Consider the following 17171-nt stretch of genomic DNA (forward strand, 5'->3'; position numbering starts at 1 on the left):
TTATATACTTTCCTATATAGTTAGAAAACTTGGCTACGCCAAGCTTTTGGCGGAGCCTTAGTTGCACTTATACTATCTTCCGCTAATCTTTTTAGCGCTTTAGCGCACTTAAACTTTCCGATAGTATAAAAAAAGACTGAGCGTTAACTCTAACGTCTCAGCCTTTGCTCTTGCTAACAGCCGCTTCTATTTGTTTTTTTCCGGATGAATCGTCCCGGTTCTTGCCCAGCTCATGCTTGATGTACAGGTAGTTCTCGATCTCTCTCAAAAGATAAAATAACGCTGCCCGCGTCTCAAACTCTTCCCTTGTTTGGGGCAATGGCGTTTCCTTGATCTCCTGGCGCATCAATCGCAGCTGATCGAGAAACCGATACGCTGTATTGCCCGGATGGACCGAATCGCTCAGATGGTCGAGAAAATCGGCGATCTGCAAGCCTTGCGGGACTTGCGAATTCAACGTAGAGACAATGGGCATCATGCGTTCCAACAGTTCGAACTGCTTTTCCCGCATGACAAAGTACGAACGGTAATAGTCATCGCCGCGCCCCAGGCGGTTCTCCACGTCACGCGAAGCCAGCTTGATCGCTTGCTCCAACAGGCTAGTCGTCTCAATCAGCTCGCGACCATCCCAGGTGCTCTCCCCGTGACGAAGGTAGTAGCTGAACTCCTTGAGGATTTTGATGAAGTTGTCCTCTACCCGCTGCTGCATCGCCTTCAGTTCTCTTTCCAGGCTCGGCATGTAGAGATTGACCAGGAGAGCGACACCGACACCGATCACCAAAATGGACAGCTCATTCGCAATAAAGGCAAGATCGGTCCGCTCCTCTGCGTACAGATGCATCAGCACGACCATGCACGTGACAAAGCCTTCCTGAATCTTGACCCGAACAGCCAAAGGCATAAAGACGAGAATAGTGACCAGCAGCGCCAGCGGTGTAAACCCCAGAACCTTGAACCAGACCACGCCCAGGCCAATTCCCAGAAGGCTGGCCAAAAAGCGGTTTATCGCCGTCCGAAATGATTGCTTGACTGTCACCTGAATACACAAAATGGTGATGATCCCCGCTGCCGCGTAATACATCAAACCAAGCTGCTGCGCGATGAAGATGGAGATGGCAGTCCCAATCGCCGTTTTGATGGTCCGATTTCCGATGCGAAATGAAAAAAAGCTCAGTTTTGTTCCCCTCCACGGATGGGTTCTATTTCCCCATTCTTTCCTTTTCTCCACTGTAACAAAAACGGGAGGGGAACCAAAGAAAAGAGTTTGTTAATTCTCTTACTGTTTTTGTTTCTGCAGGTCCAGTAAAGCTTTGAGCAATTGAGCGATCTCTGCCTTGGTCACTGAACCCTCTGGATCAAATTTGCCTGCTGAACTGCCTGGGATTACAATCCCTTCTGCATGCAAAAGCGTCACTGCGGGAATCTGATTTTTCTGCAGATCGCTGTAGGAAGGGACAAAAATCTCCGGCTTGTTCAGAAGGTCTCCATATCCGAGCATACGTGCAGCCATGTCAGCCAGCTGAGCACGCGTGATCAGCTTGTCCGGTTCAAAACGCTGCCCTTCCTTGGCAATCACACCATGCTGCAGATTTTTTTGAATGACGCCAAAGAGCGGGTGTTTGGCGTCTACATCCGAGAAGCTGAACAATTGTACAGGTTCATCGCTGAATCCGAAATAGCTTCTGCTGCGGAACTCGACGCGATCCAGCGCACGCGCCATGATCTGGGCAGCCTCACCGCGAGTCAACTCTTTATCAGGCTCCAGCTTTCCGTCTGTCACGGTCATGAAGCCGTAGCGGATAGCCAGCTCCAAAGCCTCTTTTTGCGGGTGATCGCCGATATCCTGAGGTCCCTGGCTCTTGCTCTGCTCGGCATAGCTGATCCACTCACCGCTGACGGCATCGACTACTCCTGCATCTCCTACGTAGCGATAGACGAGAATCGGCTGCTGCTTTTGCTCAAGGCGGTAGCTGATATAGGGGTCAGGCTGATAATAGGTCAGCATCATCTTCTTTTGATCCTGCTCTGCTTGTTTTGCTTTTTCCACATCTACGATTTCGTTGGTAGCGGATTGAATCTTCTCATTCTCGTAGTTGTCTGTACGGATATACTCTACTACTCCGGTTGCTGCAGAGACTTCTACATGAAAAAATGAGTTTTCTACCGGCACACCATTCTTGAGCCAGCCAAAGGAAAGTGAATAGGGTTCTCCCTTCTCCAATTGCTCCTGGATGAAGGATTCAGTAGGCTTTTGCGGCTGATAGTAGATTTCACCCAGCCTATCGGCATACAGTGTCTTAACCAGCTGGATCGCATTCTTTTCCGCCTGTTCCCAGGAGACAGCCTTTTCGATTTTAGCTCCACCAAATCGCCCCATACGCTGAGATGACTCGTACCCAACCAACTCGCCACGATCGCCAATGATAATCTCGAACGTGTTTTGATCCTTATTTTCTCCTTGCAGAGGCGAATATTCAAAATCCCAGCGGCGTCTTTCAACCCCATCTGGTCCACTGCTAGCTCCGCTTCCACGGTTTCCATCAGAGCGGTAGCTGCCAGGAAGTTTCTTTACGACTTTATCGGCGATGAGCTGCGCTTCTTCTTTGGTGATCAGCTTGTCCAGCTGTTGCTTTTGGGAGATGGCAGTACCCAGAGGCTCGATCTTCTCGGCTTTTGCCGCTTTTCCTTGTGCGTTGATCAAATCCCCAGACATGGCATCTACGAATTGAGGATCTGTTGTGCTGTATTGATAGACCAGCTGATACTGGTATCGATCGTCCAAATAGTTGCCTGTAATGGAAGATGTGGATTTGTAAACGAGCGATGGTGCAGCCCCTGACATTTTTTCTTCAGCCTCTTCAAGAGAAAGGACTGGCTTGGCATCTGGCAGGGTATCTTCATACCAGTTTCGAGAGAATTGAACGACCTCTCCCTTTTCGTCTACAACTACCCGAAAACCGTTCTCCAGGAAAGGAATATCGTTTTCGATACGCGCAAAATAATACGGATGATGGACAAAACCTGCAGAATAACTCAGTCCGATCCCGTACTCATTAGCATCCGACAGCTTCTCCCGCTCCTGGTCGCTCGTTACGTCCTCCAGGAATTTCTTTGCAGCTTCCAACGCCGCCTCTTCGCTGACTTTTTTCGCTGAGGAGACAGACTCGTCTCCATAACGCGAATATTGCAACAGTTTGCCAGTTATCGCATCGATTGTTACGTAGATCCCGGCATCGCGTTCGCCACTCCAGGATAAATTCCAAGTCGACTCGGAGAGAAAAGCATAACGCTCGGCACCTTGATAATTGGCTCGCTCCAGCTTGAATTGCGATGGGATCGAGATCAGCTTTTGCACGCGTTGGATGGCCTCTTCCTTGGAAAGCTCTTTGGTCTGCTGTCCAGCAGCATGTACGGTCGAGGTGACAGCAAAGGGAAGGCCTGGTGTAGAGAAAGCGGGTACCAGCAGGATAGCTGATGTAACCCCTGCCGTAATCATCCAAGACTTTTTCCGTATATTCACGGAACGATCACTCCTCTCTTGTATCTGTACTCCTATCTACCATAACATTTTTGGTAACAATTACAAAATTTTGATAGCTATTGATTCTGGTTTCGAAAACCATTGGGAAGCTGAATCATTTTCTTCACCTGACGAGCGATCTTTTCCTGCGTTTGCATCGTGACTCTTTGCTCCGCGGCCCTCAGCTGCGACATCGAGTCAGGGACTCCAAAGCAAAGAAAAGCCGTAGTCAACAGAACAAACGTCGTCTTGCGGGATCGCCAAACCCCAAATATTTTCTGTTCTGCCACGTCGTCTGCACTCCTTTTGGATTCAAAACTCCCTCCACTATACCATTTTCTTCAAATAAAGAAAAAATCTGCTGGCGTACTTTCCGCTGACAGATTCTCCTTCATTGCACGGTATGACTATTTACACTTCCAGCAAGCTTTCCAGAGACTCGCTGTTCAGTACATTCCCCACGAGGAAGTTGCCAAACTCGCCGAAGCGCGCGCTCACTTCATCAAAGCGCATTTCATAGACGATGTGCTTGAACTCCAATGGATCATTGGCAAACAGGGTCACGCCCCACTCCCAATCGTCGAAACCGACGGAACCGCCGATGATCTGTTTTACTTTTCCTGCGTACTTGCGGCCGATCAGTCCATGTGAACGCATCATTTCCTGGCGCTCCTGCATGGTCAGCATGTACCAGTTGTCTTGCAGATCCCGCTTTTTGTTCATCGGGTAGAAGCAGATGTGCTCCCATTTTGGCAGGATCGGGTAGAGACGATCACGCACATGCGGATTCGCCTTTGGATCTTCACCAGGATTGTTGACGTAGTTGCTCAGCTCGACTACGGACACGTAAGAGTATGGTGCCTCGGTGAAAGCGGCAAAACGCGTTTTGTTAAATGCGGTTTTGATAGCATCCAGCTCCTGGAGGGTCGGACGCAGAAACATGAAGACGAGGTCAGCCTTGTGGCCCAAAATGGAATAGACAGCTGTACTGCCTTCCTTCTGCTCCTCGTTTGCCTCCCACGTGCGAATCAAGCTATGTAGCTCGTCCAACGCCGCCTTGCGCTCCTGCTCGGATGCGGCTCTCCATTTTTCCCAGTTGATGGTGCGGAAATTATGATACGTATACCAACCTTCCAATGTAAGCAACGCTTCGTTTGCGCTCATCGAAAATCAGCTCCCTATGAAAAATCTGGTTACCAGAAAGCAACATTCCCAGTATAGCATAAGCGATGAGCGGATATTCGGAACAGATTGGTGAACAAGCGCATCTGCCTTACTTTCTGGTCGTCACTGCTCCACCGATGGTCGCAGGCGAAAGCTGGGAAGCTGCCTGCTCATCCACCACGACCGTAACATCCGGGTGACTGCGCAAGAGAGAAGCTGGCACAGCAGGCGTCACTTCTCCTTCCAGCATGTTTCGTACTGCTTCTGCTTTGGCCACGCCGCTCGCCAGCAACACGATTTTTTTGGCTGACATAATCGTCTGTATCCCCATCGAGATGGCTTGTGTTGGCACCTCATCCACTGCTTCAAAATACCTGGCGTTGGCTTCGATGGTGCTCATCGTCAGTTGAACCACGCGAGTCCTTGTGTCTGGCGCAGAGCCTGGTTCGTTAAATCCGATGTGGCCATTATTGCCGATACCTAACACTTGTATATCAATGCCACCCGCAGCAACGATTGACTGCTCGTAACGGGAACATTCCGCTCCCAAATCCTGCACATCGCCACGTGGAATATGGGTTTTTCGCGGATCGATATTGACCTGTCCGAAGAAGTTTTCCTGCATATACATCCGGTAGCTTTGCGGATGCTCAGAAGAAAGTCCCACATACTCATCCAGGTTAAAGCTGGTCGCCTGCGAGAAGTCCAGTCCTTCCTCCTGATGCATCCGGATCAGCTCCGCATACATGCCCACCGGCGTACCTCCTGTAGCCAAACCAAGCACCAGATCAGCCTTGCTCCGTACCTCTTGGGCAAAAAGCTGCGCCGCTACTTTGCTCATCTCCTGATAGCCCTCGACCAACAACACTTTCATCCAAACTCACCTCTGTCAGTATTTTCGTTCCAATACAGCCTTGGCTGTCCGTTCCTTGTACAGAATGGCTTTTTCCTTGATGCGCATCGACAATGCAGTGAACATCACATCCAGCACGTGCAGCTGAGCGATTTTCGCTGCCAGTGATCCTCCCTGTAGCGGTCCTTCCTGTGCCGCCGTCAGCAGGGTCATGTCGGCGACACGTGTAATGGGAGAGCGCTGGTAATGCGTCATGCAGATCGTGGTGGCTCCTGCCTCCTTGGCAAGCTGCAACGCATCGATCGTATCCTTGGTGCTACCTGACACCGAAAGTCCAATGGCTACATCCTCAGGACCCAATGTTGCTGCCGCCATAGCCTGCAGATGAGATTCTGTAAAAGCATCTACCCGCAAGCCGAGCCGCAAGCAGACATATTTGGCATCCTGTGCAGTGACAGCTGAAGTCCCCACCCCGTAAAAATGGATGATCTGTGCGGTTCTCATCAGCTCCACACAGCGCTCCACCAGATCAGTATCCAAAAGCACATGGGTATCTTTTACCGCCTTTTGATGAGCAGTCGCTACCTTTTGGCTGATTACGTTCATGGAATCGTTCTCCTCCACCTCGCCAAGCAGGTTTTTGACGGGATGTACCAGCTCTTTGGCCAAGGCAAGCTTGAACTCCTGATATCCGCCAAACCCGATCTTTCGGCAAAATCGAAGCACGGTTGTTTCTCCGACCTCCGCCTTTTCCGCCAGATCGATGATGGATGTGTAGATCACTTGTTCCGTCTGAGCCAGTACAAGATGCGCTATCTTTTGTTCCGATTTTGTAAATGAGGGAAACAGGCTTTGGATCTGCAACAGGGTGTTCATCTCCATAGGAACGCTCCTCACACAATCAGACGGCTTCATCAGCAAAGATGAAACCGTCTGGATTCAACTCCCGTCATTATACACCAAAAAGGAGAAATACTCCTTTTTTATTTTTTAAAATGGAGTTCATTTTCAAAAACTCAAAAAAGCGACTGCTCCCCGGTTTCATCCCGAAAAGCAGTCGTGGTAAAGCAACACTATTGGTTTAAGCCTTGGAGGATTGACCCAACGCATCAAGCATGACTTGATCCATCTCGTTGAACAGATGAAAGCCTCCATCCACCACGACAGAGATACCTGTCACAAAACTGGTTTCGGGTTGCACCAGCATGGACACGACCTTGGCAATATCCTCAGGGTCGCCGATTCGTTTTAATGGAGTAGCTTCTGCAAGCCGATCCTCTGCCATTCCCAGGATACCCTGTGTGAGTGCAGAACGGATGATCCCCGGTTTAATGGCATTTACCGTGATCTGATAGCCAGCCAGTTCTTTCGCCGCTGCTTCAGTCAAACCGACGATAGCATATTTGGCGATTGTTTGGCAGCGGAATACCCAGTTCGTCCTCCAAATGCCTTTTCCCCCGGGCATAGACACGTCTCGCTTTGACAACGAGCTTTTCTTCCAGCAGACGCGCCGCATATTCCTGATAGATATGCTCGCAATACGGGTCTTCCTCCAGGATCTTATCGTAGTACTTTGTCAATCCCGATTGGATTCCGTGGACGCACTGGCTCATGCCTGGAACTTATTTCAAGCTGCTGTTCTGTGACTTGGTCTCGGGGAATTTTACCCTGCTGCTCAAAGTAGATCCGAACATAAAAGCTGCGATCCACTGGCATCTTCATAACACGGAAGCGTACATCATCGAAGGTGGGTTCTATTATGAGGATGGCGATGACAAGGGCTATGCCGGATATTATACCTGTGAGTCCGCAGGGGCCATCCATGAGCCCTTCACTGCACCGGAGGGTGTCACGATGCTTGCCATCTCACACGGCCCTATTGGCGGCTACACAGACGACGGCCAGCTTGCCCTCATGGCAGATGCCCGCTTGCATTATCTGATGGCACGCGAAAACGGTGCAGTCGAATTTACGACCTTAGTCGACTACACGCACGGTTCCCTCTAAATCTAGTCATGCTTGCGACCTTCTCCCTCTGGTGGAAGGTCGTTTTTTTGCACAAAAAAGCCCTCTCCCACCATACTACCCATGAGAGAAAGCCCTTTTTCTTGTGCTGCACGATGATGAACTATGCGAAAATTCGATAGCCGAGCAGAATGACCAGCACCAATACCACAAGCGCCCCGATAAAAAAGCCGATACTCGGTTGCTTTCTGGATGCCCTTCCCATCGACATTTCCATCAAACCAAATGCCACGATCGCGAGAATCGCCTTCACATAGTAGTAGAAATCGCTTGCATGATACGAGAAGAGCAGACCCGCACCCGATAACAAAACAATGACGATCATCAATCTTAAGAGCATATGTACGATTTTGCCTGCTTTAGCTTTTCCCACTCGGTACAAAATGTAGCCAATGATCAGCAGGACAAAGGCTACTTCCCAACCGCCAACATGTGATTCCTTTAACATGTTGTACATGATCCGTTTCAACTCCTACATTCAAAATGGTTTATCCCTATCATTATAGCAGAAGGGAGTATGAAATCCATTCGGGCGACACTTGTCAGTTTTGTGACTCGATAAAAGAGATGCGCTGATCATTAGCCATACCACACACACCATTATCCGAATATTACTATAACCACTCGGTTACTGGGTTTTTATCTAGAGTGACAATTTCACTTCTGGGAGGAAACAAACGTGAACGTCCAAAAAAAATACTGCTCGGGTTTCTTGTACTTCTCTGTTTCGTGATTGTCAGCGGCGGCATATCCATTTTTCAAATGAAACAAATGGGTAATAAAGCAGAAGAAATTCAGGACAATTGGCTTCCTAGCGTTGCGATATTAGGAGAGATGAATGGTCAAGCCACGAATATGCCCCGGCTTCTAAACCGTTTGGGCTTGGAGAGCGACACTACCATCATGAATGAAGTGGAACAGGAAGCGCTCCGCACTCTTGAACGAATCGACCAGCTTTTAGTGGACTATGAGAAATTGATCACCGAAGAAAGCACACTGGAGCATCAGTATTTCGAAGATTATAAGAAAAGCTGGGAGGCATATAAAAACGATGTGCCTGCAATCCTCTCCATTGCGAAAGAATCAAATACCAGTTTATTGTCGTTGCAGATTCCGTAGGCAAGTTAGCCAACCAGAGCGGAGAGGCGACCAAGGAAATCATTCTGTTGGTGCAACGCATGCAGGAAAGTACGCAAGACACCGTCGAAACGGTTCGCTTGGGCAACGAGCTGATTATGCATGCCGGCCATTCCTTTACGGAAATTATTGAGTACGTCAACAATTCCGCCGAAAGAATCACGGAAGTAGCCGCTAGCTGCGAAGAACAGGCTGCCCAGACGAATGAAATTTTACAATCCGCACAGAACATCGCGGCAGTGACAGAGCAAACCTCTGCCAGCACAGAAGAAACAGCTTCGGCTACAGAAGAACTCGCCACGATGGCTGAAAAACTAAATCAACTGGTTGGCAAGCTGTAAGTCATACAGGGAGCAGGCAATCGTCCTGCTCCCTGTTTTTTCTACCTGCGCTTCATCCTAAACCGGTCGAAAGCCCTCGCCAATGACTTCATGTGCCGGGCACAAAATGATGAATGAATCGGGATCAACCGAGCGCACCATCATTTTGAGCTTGCTTACTTCACTTTGGCTGACTACCGCCATCAGCACCTTGCGTTCATCTCCCGTGTACCCGCCTGCAGCGTCCAGCAAGGTTACCCCGCGATCCAGATCGTACAGGATCGTCTCTCGCAATGTCTCCGTCTCGTTGGAAATGATATAGGCCACCTTGGTCGTGTTCCAGCCCATCTGGACGATATCGATTGTTTTGCTGGTCACAAACAGCGCAATCAAAGCAAACAAAGCCCTCTCCGCATCAAACACAATGCCCGCCAATGCAATCACCAGGCCATCGAAAACAGCCACGCTGGCTCCCAAGCTCAACCCGGAGTATTTATGCAGAATTTGTGAGGCGATAGCAAAACCGCCTGTAGACCCTCTTCCCCGAAAGACGATACCGATGCCGAGTCCAACACCAATGCCGCCGTAAATGCTGGCTAAAAGCGGATTTGTCGTCAATGGCTGAAGCTGACTGGTCAGCATGACGCACAGTGGAAGCACGACAGAGCCCACTGCCGCCTTCACGCTCGTTTGCTTGTCCAGCATTTTGAAGCCGATCAGCAGCAAAGGAATATTTACAGCCCATTGCACGATTGCTGGAGGCCACCCCAACAGATTGTACAGGATCGTCGAGAGTCCCGACACTCCCCCTGAAGCGATTTGATTCGGATTGAGAAAAAGGTTGAAACTGGTAGCGAGAACCAGTGAGCCAATGATGAGCATGAAGTATTCCATCACTTTTCGCCGTGGGCTGTCCATCGGGATGATTGCTCGTTTTTTTCGCATGCTTGCTGCTCCACTCCTGCCATTCATTGAATAAATAAAAACCGCCCATACATTACCATAGTTCTGCTAAAAAAGAAAATAGCGAGGAAGGGGATTGACGTTTATCCAAAAGGAAACGATAATAAAAATTATATAATAATTATTTTAAAAAGAGGTGACCTGCGATATGGAACAACAAATTTCCAGTGTCACGCAGCAGGTAAAACATCTGGGTAAGCGTTTAACCGTTCAAAGGCGAGCCGTTCTCTTGTATTTGCTCGCTGATGTCAATTGCCCTACCGCGAAGGACGTTTACATTGCTTTGAAAGCTGATATGCCGAACATTACCCTGTCAACTGTCTATACGGCTTTGCGTTTTTTTGTAAAAATCGGAATCGTCAGGGAGCATGCGACTTCCTCGGCCACTCGGTTTGAATGTGTCATCTCTCCTGCTGCCCTTGACCTTGATCTGCGAAAAGTCATGTAATGTGGTAATCAAATAATCCAAAGAAGAAGGGACAGCAAATAGCTGCCCCTTTCTTTTTTGCTCCCCCTCAACAACCGCCACAAAATTCGTCCCGCTTTGCAAACTCATACATTTCCCTGCCTACGCAACCAAGCGTATGCAAGGCTTCCTCCGCCTCTACGTCCTGGGATAAAGCGGTGATCGCAAAGCAGCGTCCCTGCGTGTATAACAGCCCCACATCATGCTGTCTTCCTGTATCCCAGCCAGATTTGCTCGCGATTTCCCAATCTGTCGCAAGCTCCTCTTTACCGTTATGATCAGCTACCGGCAGCATGGACGGCAAGCCATTTCGAAACTGCTGCTTTTTCATGATCGCGACCATGTCTTCACAGGCATGTGCATGGATAAATCGACCAGTTGCCAGCCTGTTTAGCATTCTCGCCACATCACCTGCTGTAATCCTATTATTCGCATCGATATCCGCCGGGTAGATCATCAGCTTGCGAACGTATTTGCTCTGCTCCATTCCCAGCTCGAGCATGGTCTGATCCACGCATTCCTTGCCGACCAGATCAATCAGGATGTTGGTTGCGGTATTGTCACTTTGGATGATCATCAGCGTAACCAATTCACGAATGGAAAGCTGCAGGCCTGGCGACAAGGCAAACAACAAGCCGGAACCTTTGACGAGATCTTCTCTTCGCAGCGGGAGTCGATCATCGAGTGAAAAAGCTCCCTGATGGGCTTGTGCAAACACAGCCGCCATGATCGGGACCTTAATCACACTCTCTGCTATGAACAGCTTGTCAGGAAGATGCTCGAAGCAGATCCCTTCCCCGATCTCCTCCACCACGACTCCCCAAGTACCCTGTGCATTCCGGATGATCTGTTCCAGTCTGCCTTGCAGCGTTTCAGCCTGTTGCATCATCGTCCCCTCAACCTTCCTTTGATTATCGACCTTGTTTGTTGCGGAAAAATTTTCGACAACCACACATCTGAATCCTGCCGAACTTAAATCTGGGTGAGGTCTGCAACAGTCCGTTCATTCACCTGATTTCCGGTATTCAAAGTAGTTTTGGGCTCCAGCAAAAGCACGAGAACCTCTTCGTTCACGACTGGCATATGCTCTACTCCTTTGGGAACGATGAAAAATTCCCCTTCCTCCAGCCAGACATCCCGGTCACGCAATTTGATCAGCAGCCTTCCTTTTACCACAAGACGATTTTGGGATTCCAGTAGTCTTGAAATAACGAAAACTTTTGATGAAGGTTGACCTTTTCCAAACAGCAACACCCTTTCCTTCCAGCTATCTCTATTTTAAACGGATGGCTATCCGCAAAAAAGAGCGTTTCTGGAAGAAAAGGGTGATCCAAAAAACTGTGATTAGCTGAAGAATTGTTGTTTGAACCAGACTGCCGAAGCTTGCACTTCTCTTTCCGTAAGCTGATGGCCGTAGGATTCCCAGTGCAACGTCACGGGAGCACCCGCCGCTTCGAGCAGTTGGGATAGCTCCTCCGTCTCAGGCAGTGGACAGATCGGATCATTCTTGCCCGCCCCGATAAACACGGGTGTCTGGGTCAAATCCGGCAGTTCCACACCCCGGCGCGGAACCATCGGATGATAAAGAATCGCGCCCTTTAACGCATCCTGGTAGTGGAAGAGCAGGCTCCCTGCTATATTGGCTCCATTGGAATAGCCGACGGCGACGACATTCTGACGGTCAAATCCGTGTTCCATCGCCGCCTCGTCGAGAAAGGCGTACAATTCATCGGTACGGAAAATCAGATCCTGCTCATCGAAGACACCTTCTGCCAAGCGTCTGAAAAAGCGGGGCATACCGTTCTCCAGTACGTTTCCTCGCACACTAAGTAGCGAAGAGCCAGGGTTGATCATTTGGCCGAGGGGCAGCAGGTCACGCTCCGTCCCCCCCGTCCCATGAAGCAATAGCAACGTCGGAGCACCCGGATCGCTCCCTTTTTGAAAGAGATGGTTCATTCCTGATCCTCCTTCAGCACCCGGACTTCAAATGGCAGGAGCCCTTGCTCGATCTGCTGGCGATAAGGCTCAAACCATTCGGGCAGCATCAATTTTTCCCCCAGGCTCTCCATCGGCTCGTCGCGGGCAAAGCCTGGCGGATCAGTAGCGATTTCGAATAAAATCCCGCCATTCTCGCGGAAGTAAACCGCATTAAAGTATTGACGGTCCACGATATCGGTAGGATGAAGCCCATACTCGGAGACGGCCTCCTGCCATTTTCGATGATCCTGGTCGTCCTTTGCTCGCCATGCGATGTGATGGACGGTTCCCGCGCCTTCCTGACCGCGCTGCATCGGGGCTGCATTGATATCAATCACATTGCCCAGATCGCCTGCCGCACGAAAACGAACCAGTCCAGCCTCTTCCCCACTTTTTTCAAGCCCCATCAGATTTTCCAAAACATGCATGGTTTTCTCCGGCTGCATGCTGTACAGAACGGCTCCACCAAAGCCCTTGATCGCCTTGTCGGCTGGAATACCACCAAACGCCCACTTGCTGTTCGGCCCTTCCTCCCGTTCGACGATCTCCAGCTGCAATCCATCCTTGTCTTGGAACTGCAGATAGGTCTCACCAAATCGCTGATTGTGGTAGTAGGTCATTTTGAACTTGCGCAATCGCGCTTCCCAAAAGGATAAAGCTCCCTTCGGCACGACGTAGGTCGTAAACCCAACTTGCCCTCCGCCCACTTGACCGGAGCGCGCTTGCGGCCAGGGGAAGAAGGTAATCGCTGTGCCTGGACTTCCTTGCTCGTTTCCAAAGTACAAGTGGTATACTTCTGGCGCATCAAAATTGATCGTTTTCTTCACCAAGCGAAGTCCCAGAAAACCAGCGTAAAAATCGACGTTATCCTGTGGATTTTTTACAAAAGCGGTGATGTGGTGAATGCCTGCAGTCTGTTGTTTCATCTTCTATCTCCTCCCTTTATCGTACTTGATCAAAATGCATTGAAGCTGACAAACTCCCCGACTGGCTTGCGATAGCCGCGCACTCGTTGAGAATTTTCGTCATCCTTGCCGATTGCGATCAGCATCGTCGGTACGTAAGCATCCGGCACGTTTAGAATGCGGCTGACCTCATCCGGATCAAATCCAATCATCGGGCAAGTATCCCACCCTTTGTGTTTAGCTGCCAGCATAAAAAGCATGGCGGATAGACTGGCATTGCGGATTGCCTCTTCCTGTTGGAAAACCTCTCCTCGGGTTTCATAGAACGACTTCACGGTAGAAACAGTTTGGTCGAATTCCTGTTGATGAATGACCCCCAGCTGCAAGAGACCCTCATTCATTCTTTCAACTTGGCGGTAAGCCTTCTTGTCTCCCAATACGAGAATCACCGCTGAGGCTGTTTTGATCTTATATTGTCTGTTAGCTGCCTCATAAATGCGCTCCTTCACATCTGGCTGATCGACTACTACGTAGTGAGGGTGCTGAAGATTGAATGCGCTGGGAGCGAACTTGACCAAAGAAAAAATCTCGTCCAGCTCCTCGCGGGGAATTTGCAGACCGGGCACAAACTTGTTCACAGATCTTCGTTGCTTCACAATACTCGTAAAATCATTCATCACATATACCCCTTTCCAGGCGACCATCGTTTCATTATCTCTAATTTGAGATATCTACCGATAAAGACAGCGGACTTTGCATCAATCGCTGCACGCTGGTCCGTTATCCAACTTTTCGATATCTTAAATTTGAGGTATTTCTCCAAAAAGGAAAGGACTCCTTTTTTAATCCCTTAAATTTAATATCTTAAATTTAAGATAATTGTATTCCAACTTTTGTCCGCTGTCAACTATTTGCTTTGTACATTAATGAAGAGAACTAAAAGTATCCGGGATGTATTCGATACGAGAGTCCGCTTCAATGGTCAGCTCCTCTTTGGCTTCATCATACATAACCTGGCCCTCTTTGATGTAAAACCAGATTTTTTTCATCGGCTCACCTGGTACCTGCTGAAATAAAAACAGATTCAGTTCATCCTTCCATGTGAGAATCTGCTCGATGTTTGCTTTCGACAGTTTGTGTACGATCAGTCTCCAGCCCGTTCCCGACTGTTCCCATTGATACGCGACTGGCTGTTTGTCGGTATCCAAAAATGTCCTGCCACCGACTGCGTGCTTGATCAGCAGTGTTTCTTTCATAGTCATCCTCTCCTTTTACGGCAAATCGATCAGCATATACTTCGTATCTTCCTTTGCTGCCAGCTGCAGATGAGGCTCGTTTTGAATGCGGGCGGTATCTCTTGTCTCCATTACATGCCCCGAGACTTCGAGCTCGCCTTCGATGACAAAGAGGAAGACACGTCGTCCTGCTTCTTGATGGAAGGATAGCTCATTTCCTCTCTCTAATCGGCTCAGGTAGATCGTCAGGTCCTGGTTGATCGATGCGACCTGCTCAGAGCCCGTATGGGAAACAACTGGCAAGAGATGATTCACCATTTGGGAAGGCTCGTAGCTGGATGTTTCATAAGAAGGTGCTCCCCCGCGCGCTCGCGGCATGAACCATAGCTGCAAAAATTGCAGCTCTTCGCTCTCCGATGCGTTGTACTCGGCGTGGATGATCCCACTCCCTGCGGACATGCGCTGTACCTGTCCTTCCTTCGTCACTTCTGCATTGCCCAGGTTGTCTTCGTGCTTGACCTGACCACGCAATACCACTGTGACGATCTCCATGTCACTGTGTGGATGAGGGCCAAATCCTTTTCCTCCTGCTACCAGGTCGTCATTGCACACCCGCATGACCCCGAAAGCGGTGTTCTCTGGATCAAAGTACTCGCCAAACGAAAAACTGAGGCCGCTGCGCAGCCATCCCAAGTCGACTAAATATCTCAAATTTGAGGGGCCTTTCTTTTGGAAAGAACGCGTACACCTATTTTAAATGCTTTTGGGCTGCAAAAAGAAGCTCAACCAATCCTTATACCGATCAGTTGAGCTAAAAAGCAAAAGAGGAGTAAACAGGACAGCTATACCTATTGGCATAGCCTCTGTCGGAGATTGTGGATCAAGTTTTTTCAACCATTTCATTCACGTAACGAATGGCCTGCTCCAAACGCTCCTGATAGTTTCCGGAAACCGTCTTGCAGGGGATATCAAACTCGCGGAGCAATTCCTTGAGCAAAGCGTTGTTCTTTTCACGAACTTCCTGCTCGCCAAAGGAACGGGTGCCATCATCGACCCACTTGACGTCCGGCTCCAGAAACAGCCATAGATCGTACTGCTGCAGTCGGGCAATCTCGTCCAGAATGGGCTGGCGCTCGCCGATGTAGAGCATGGAAAAGTACTGGGTAACGATCGCTTCGGTGTCGATAAAGAGCAATTTGTTCGCCTTCGCCAGCTGCTCCTTCTCCTGGTACTTATGCTCGAACGCAATCTCCGGATAGTCCTGGGCCAAGGTGATGTTTTCACAGTTTCCCAGCCTTTCGTAGTACGTTCGTCCCCATTCCTCCACGTAATTCGTGTTGTACAGATTCGCCAGATTGCGAACCAGCGTGGATTTTCCACAGCTTTCTGTCCCCACTACCACTACCTTTTTCACGAAGTAGGGCTTTACGATTTCCGGCAGCATCTGCCAGTGCTTCATGACACCCTCGGTCCGAAGCATGGTACCCGAGATCGGATAAGCGACCCGTTTGGCATCGATCACCACATGCTGGGCTTCCGGATACAGGTCGCGAAAAATATCGGTGTACCCATGCTCCGAGCTGAATACCGTGTCGATTGGCTTGCCAATCGCGGCCTTGATCCCCTCTGCACCGCGCTGCCAGTCTGAAATGTGCCCTGTTTGCTGTTCATAGACCGCATGAACGTGTACGTGCGGCATATCTTTGGTCAGCTGTGTCCACCAGCGCAGGCGGACACGTACGGGGATATGTGGGATCAAACCGTCCGCACACAGCTTTTTCTCGTGTTCTTCATCAAATGCAACGACAACATGCAGTTCATCCACCATCGTGGAAGCCCGTATCATGGCATACACGTGTCCCATATGGGGACAGGGGAGAAATTTCCCCCCGTACATGCCTACCGTGCCCACTTTCATTGTGTTAACGCCTCCTGACCTTTACTCAGCCTGATCCAGTTCACATAGCCGTAAATCGAGTTGACGAGGAAAGCTGACCACATTACCACCATGTTCAGGTCATTGCCTCCTTGGGTAATCAGTGTGACGACCCATAGCGAGATCGACAGCACATTGACTGCGATCCAGAGTGCCCACTGCTCGGCGTAGCGCTTGAGCATCAAAATTTGGGCAATGATCGAGAGAACGACAGCAGCAGAATCCAGTCGAACGGCCTGACCGCCGATGTAGTGCAGCAGCTCCGCGTACAATAAGCTTCCGACAACCGCGATGAGGATCAGCACCATCCATCCCTTTTTGCTCAAACGCTTGACGGCAACATCCTCACCTCGCATGCTGCGCTGGGTGCGATTCTTCGACCACATGTACAAACCGATAAACTGTACAGGCAAGTAGAATAGGCCGTTCAGCATCGCTTCTCCGTACAGCGAGTAGCCGTACGAAATGTATGCGTACGTCGCTGTCTGTACAATCCCGAAATAGTAGTTGGATATCTTTCCTTTCGCAACCAATACGACGCAAAGCATTCCCGATAACGAGGAGATCAGACCCAGAAGCGAATCTTCAAACGCGAAGAACAGATAAATGTTCACAATCGTGAATAATGCCAGCCATACTTTTTCAAACAACGTCCAATCTCTTAGCATGT

The 17171-nt window shown here is 49.6% G+C and carries 22 protein-coding genes and 1 pseudogene; 4 read left to right on the forward strand and 19 right to left on the reverse strand.

Annotation, left to right across the window (positions count from 1 at the left end; all coding sequences use genetic code 11):
• Positions 1-157 precede the first annotated feature (157 nt).
• The 8 genes from EDM52_RS22760 to EDM52_RS24880 all read right to left on the reverse strand — a co-directional run bounded on the left by EDM52_RS22760 (position 158) and on the right by EDM52_RS24880 (position 7150).
• The gene (locus tag EDM52_RS22760) at positions 158-1228 is read right to left on the reverse strand and encodes an aromatic acid exporter family protein (RefSeq protein WP_338068341.1); all 1071 of its coding nucleotides are present in this window, start codon (positions 1226-1228) and stop codon (positions 158-160) included.
• A 48-nt stretch (positions 1229-1276) separates the two neighbouring features.
• A complete protein-coding gene (locus EDM52_RS22765) occupies positions 1277-3520 on the reverse strand; it encodes a YcdB/YcdC domain-containing protein (RefSeq protein ID WP_122911197.1) in 2244 nt (747 codons plus the stop codon).
• Positions 3521-3597: 77 nt separating this feature from the next.
• On the reverse strand, positions 3598-3810 hold the full coding sequence (locus EDM52_RS22770) for a hypothetical protein (protein ID WP_122911198.1): 213 nt from the start codon (positions 3808-3810) through the stop codon (positions 3598-3600).
• A 121-nt stretch (positions 3811-3931) separates the two neighbouring features.
• A complete protein-coding gene (hemQ, locus tag EDM52_RS22775) occupies positions 3932-4684 on the reverse strand; it encodes a hydrogen peroxide-dependent heme synthase (RefSeq protein WP_122911199.1) in 753 nt (250 codons plus the stop codon).
• A 109-nt stretch (positions 4685-4793) separates the two neighbouring features.
• Positions 4794-5558, reverse strand: coding sequence for a glucosamine-6-phosphate deaminase (nagB, locus tag EDM52_RS22780; RefSeq protein WP_122911200.1), 765 nt, complete (start codon positions 5556-5558; stop codon positions 4794-4796).
• Between the two features lie 15 nt (positions 5559-5573).
• Positions 5574-6419, reverse strand: a complete 846-nt coding sequence (locus EDM52_RS22785; RefSeq protein ID WP_245997321.1) for a MurR/RpiR family transcriptional regulator — start codon at positions 6417-6419, stop codon at positions 5574-5576.
• A gap of 199 nt (positions 6420-6618) precedes the next feature.
• Positions 6619-6924, reverse strand: coding sequence for an SDR family NAD(P)-dependent oxidoreductase (locus tag EDM52_RS22790; RefSeq protein WP_183185307.1), 306 nt, complete (start codon positions 6922-6924; stop codon positions 6619-6621).
• Positions 6917-7150 (reverse strand): AfsR/SARP family transcriptional regulator, encoded by a 234-nt coding sequence (locus tag EDM52_RS24880; RefSeq protein WP_183185309.1) that lies wholly within the window; start codon positions 7148-7150, stop codon positions 6917-6919. The genes EDM52_RS22790 and EDM52_RS24880 overlap by 8 nt, the downstream gene beginning before the upstream one ends.
• On the opposite strand from EDM52_RS24880, the gene EDM52_RS22795 reads away from it, so the two are divergent.
• Positions 7149-7544, forward strand: a complete 396-nt coding sequence (locus tag EDM52_RS22795) for a 2,4'-dihydroxyacetophenone dioxygenase family protein (RefSeq protein ID WP_122911203.1) — start codon at positions 7149-7151, stop codon at positions 7542-7544. The genes EDM52_RS24880 and EDM52_RS22795 overlap by 2 nt on opposite strands.
• A 121-nt stretch (positions 7545-7665) precedes the next feature.
• Here the strand turns inward: EDM52_RS22795 and EDM52_RS22800 are convergent, their stop codons facing one another.
• The gene (locus EDM52_RS22800) at positions 7666-8019 is read right to left on the reverse strand and encodes a DUF1516 family protein (protein ID WP_122911204.1); all 354 of its coding nucleotides are present in this window, start codon (positions 8017-8019) and stop codon (positions 7666-7668) included.
• Positions 8020-8210: 191 nt separating this feature from the next.
• Here EDM52_RS22800 and EDM52_RS22805 point away from each other — a divergent pair, with 191 nt between their 5' ends.
• Together EDM52_RS22805 and EDM52_RS22810 are read left to right on the forward strand one after the other, a co-directional pair.
• Positions 8211-8681 carry an MCP four helix bundle domain-containing protein gene (locus EDM52_RS22805; RefSeq protein ID WP_251245128.1) on the forward strand — a complete coding sequence of 157 codons (471 nt, stop codon included), beginning with the start codon at positions 8211-8213 and terminating at the stop codon, positions 8679-8681.
• Positions 8660-9040 (forward strand): methyl-accepting chemotaxis protein, encoded by a 381-nt coding sequence (locus EDM52_RS22810; RefSeq protein WP_245997331.1) that lies wholly within the window; start codon positions 8660-8662, stop codon positions 9038-9040. Before EDM52_RS22805 ends, EDM52_RS22810 begins: the two co-directional genes overlap by 22 nt.
• A gap of 57 nt (positions 9041-9097) precedes the next feature.
• On the opposite strand, the gene EDM52_RS22815 is transcribed toward EDM52_RS22810, so the two are convergent.
• Positions 9098-9964 (reverse strand): YitT family protein, encoded by an 867-nt coding sequence (locus EDM52_RS22815; protein WP_122911207.1) that lies wholly within the window; start codon positions 9962-9964, stop codon positions 9098-9100.
• 166 nt (positions 9965-10130) lie between these two features.
• Here EDM52_RS22815 and EDM52_RS22820 point away from each other — a divergent pair, with 166 nt between their 5' ends.
• Entirely contained in the window at positions 10131-10430 is a 300-nt protein-coding gene (locus EDM52_RS22820) for a Fur family transcriptional regulator (protein ID WP_122911208.1), read from the forward strand.
• 67 nt (positions 10431-10497) lie between these two features.
• On the opposite strand, the gene EDM52_RS22825 is transcribed toward EDM52_RS22820, so the two are convergent.
• The 9 genes and pseudogenes from EDM52_RS22825 to pnuC all read right to left on the reverse strand — a co-directional run bounded on the left by EDM52_RS22825 (position 10498) and on the right by pnuC (position 17169).
• Positions 10498-11337, reverse strand: coding sequence for a serine hydrolase (locus tag EDM52_RS22825; protein WP_245997322.1), 840 nt, complete (start codon positions 11335-11337; stop codon positions 10498-10500).
• Positions 11338-11420: 83 nt separating this feature from the next.
• Positions 11421-11692 (reverse strand): annotated as a pseudogene (locus tag EDM52_RS22830) (cupin domain-containing protein).
• A gap of 100 nt (positions 11693-11792) precedes the next feature.
• Positions 11793-12404 (reverse strand): alpha/beta hydrolase, encoded by a 612-nt coding sequence (locus tag EDM52_RS22835; protein ID WP_122911209.1) that lies wholly within the window; start codon positions 12402-12404, stop codon positions 11793-11795.
• On the reverse strand, positions 12401-13351 hold the full coding sequence (locus EDM52_RS22840; protein ID WP_122911210.1) for a ring-cleaving dioxygenase: 951 nt from the start codon (positions 13349-13351) through the stop codon (positions 12401-12403). Before EDM52_RS22840 ends, EDM52_RS22835 begins: the two co-directional genes overlap by 4 nt.
• Positions 13352-13380: 29 nt before the next feature.
• Positions 13381-14007 carry a nitroreductase family protein gene (locus EDM52_RS22845; protein WP_122911211.1) on the reverse strand — a complete coding sequence of 209 codons (627 nt, stop codon included), beginning with the start codon at positions 14005-14007 and terminating at the stop codon, positions 13381-13383.
• Positions 14008-14253: 246 nt separating this feature from the next.
• Complete coding sequence (locus tag EDM52_RS22850) at positions 14254-14586, reverse strand: hypothetical protein (protein WP_122911212.1); 333 nt, start codon at positions 14584-14586, stop codon at positions 14254-14256.
• A 15-nt stretch (positions 14587-14601) separates the two neighbouring features.
• Entirely contained in the window at positions 14602-15276 is a 675-nt protein-coding gene (locus tag EDM52_RS22855; RefSeq protein ID WP_122911213.1) for a pirin family protein, read from the reverse strand.
• A 169-nt stretch (positions 15277-15445) separates the two neighbouring features.
• Positions 15446-16483 carry a multifunctional transcriptional regulator/nicotinamide-nucleotide adenylyltransferase/ribosylnicotinamide kinase NadR gene (gene nadR, locus EDM52_RS22860; protein WP_122911214.1) on the reverse strand — a complete coding sequence of 346 codons (1038 nt, stop codon included), beginning with the start codon at positions 16481-16483 and terminating at the stop codon, positions 15446-15448.
• Positions 16480-17169, reverse strand: coding sequence for a nicotinamide riboside transporter PnuC (gene pnuC / locus EDM52_RS22865; RefSeq protein WP_245997327.1), 690 nt, complete (start codon positions 17167-17169; stop codon positions 16480-16482). Before pnuC ends, nadR begins: the two co-directional genes overlap by 4 nt.
• Between the last annotated feature and the right edge of the window lie 2 nt (positions 17170-17171).

Origin of the sequence: Brevibacillus invocatus (assembly GCF_003710915.1) — a bacterium.
Classification (GTDB): Bacteria; Bacillota; Bacilli; order Brevibacillales; family Brevibacillaceae; genus Brevibacillus; species Brevibacillus invocatus.

Bases quoted from the DNA above. Each gene is read 5' to 3' on its own strand.
- EDM52_RS22820 (WP_122911208.1), top strand. From the start codon at position 10,131: ATGGAACAACAAATTTCCAGTGTCACGCAGCAGGTAAAACATCTGGGT.
- EDM52_RS22825 (WP_245997322.1), bottom strand. From the start codon at position 11,337: ATGATGCAACAGGCTGAAACGCTGCAAGGCAGACTGGAACAGATCATC.
- hemQ (WP_122911199.1), bottom strand. From the start codon at position 4,684: ATGAGCGCAAACGAAGCGTTGCTTACATTGGAAGGTTGGTATACGTAT.
- EDM52_RS22850 (WP_122911212.1), bottom strand. From the start codon at position 14,586: ATGAAAGAAACACTGCTGATCAAGCACGCAGTCGGTGGCAGGACATTT.
- EDM52_RS24880 (WP_183185309.1), bottom strand. From the start codon at position 7,150: ATGAGCCAGTGCGTCCACGGAATCCAATCGGGATTGACAAAGTACTAC.
- EDM52_RS22800 (WP_122911204.1), bottom strand. From the start codon at position 8,019: ATGTACAACATGTTAAAGGAATCACATGTTGGCGGTTGGGAAGTAGCC.
- EDM52_RS22835 (WP_122911209.1), bottom strand. From the start codon at position 12,404: ATGAACCATCTCTTTCAAAAAGGGAGCGATCCGGGTGCTCCGACGTTG.
- EDM52_RS22845 (WP_122911211.1), bottom strand. From the start codon at position 14,007: ATGAATGATTTTACGAGTATTGTGAAGCAACGAAGATCTGTGAACAAG.
- EDM52_RS22795 (WP_122911203.1), top strand. From the start codon at position 7,149: ATGCCTGGAACTTATTTCAAGCTGCTGTTCTGTGACTTGGTCTCGGGG.
- EDM52_RS22785 (WP_245997321.1), bottom strand. From the start codon at position 6,419: ATGGAGATGAACACCCTGTTGCAGATCCAAAGCCTGTTTCCCTCATTT.
- nagB (WP_122911200.1), bottom strand. From the start codon at position 5,558: ATGAAAGTGTTGTTGGTCGAGGGCTATCAGGAGATGAGCAAAGTAGCG.
- EDM52_RS22840 (WP_122911210.1), bottom strand. From the start codon at position 13,351: ATGAAACAACAGACTGCAGGCATTCACCACATCACCGCTTTTGTAAAA.
- nadR (WP_122911214.1), bottom strand. From the start codon at position 16,483: ATGAAAGTGGGCACGGTAGGCATGTACGGGGGGAAATTTCTCCCCTGT.
- pnuC (WP_245997327.1), bottom strand. From the start codon at position 17,169: ATGCTAAGAGATTGGACGTTGTTTGAAAAAGTATGGCTGGCATTATTC.
- EDM52_RS22815 (WP_122911207.1), bottom strand. From the start codon at position 9,964: ATGCGAAAAAAACGAGCAATCATCCCGATGGACAGCCCACGGCGAAAA.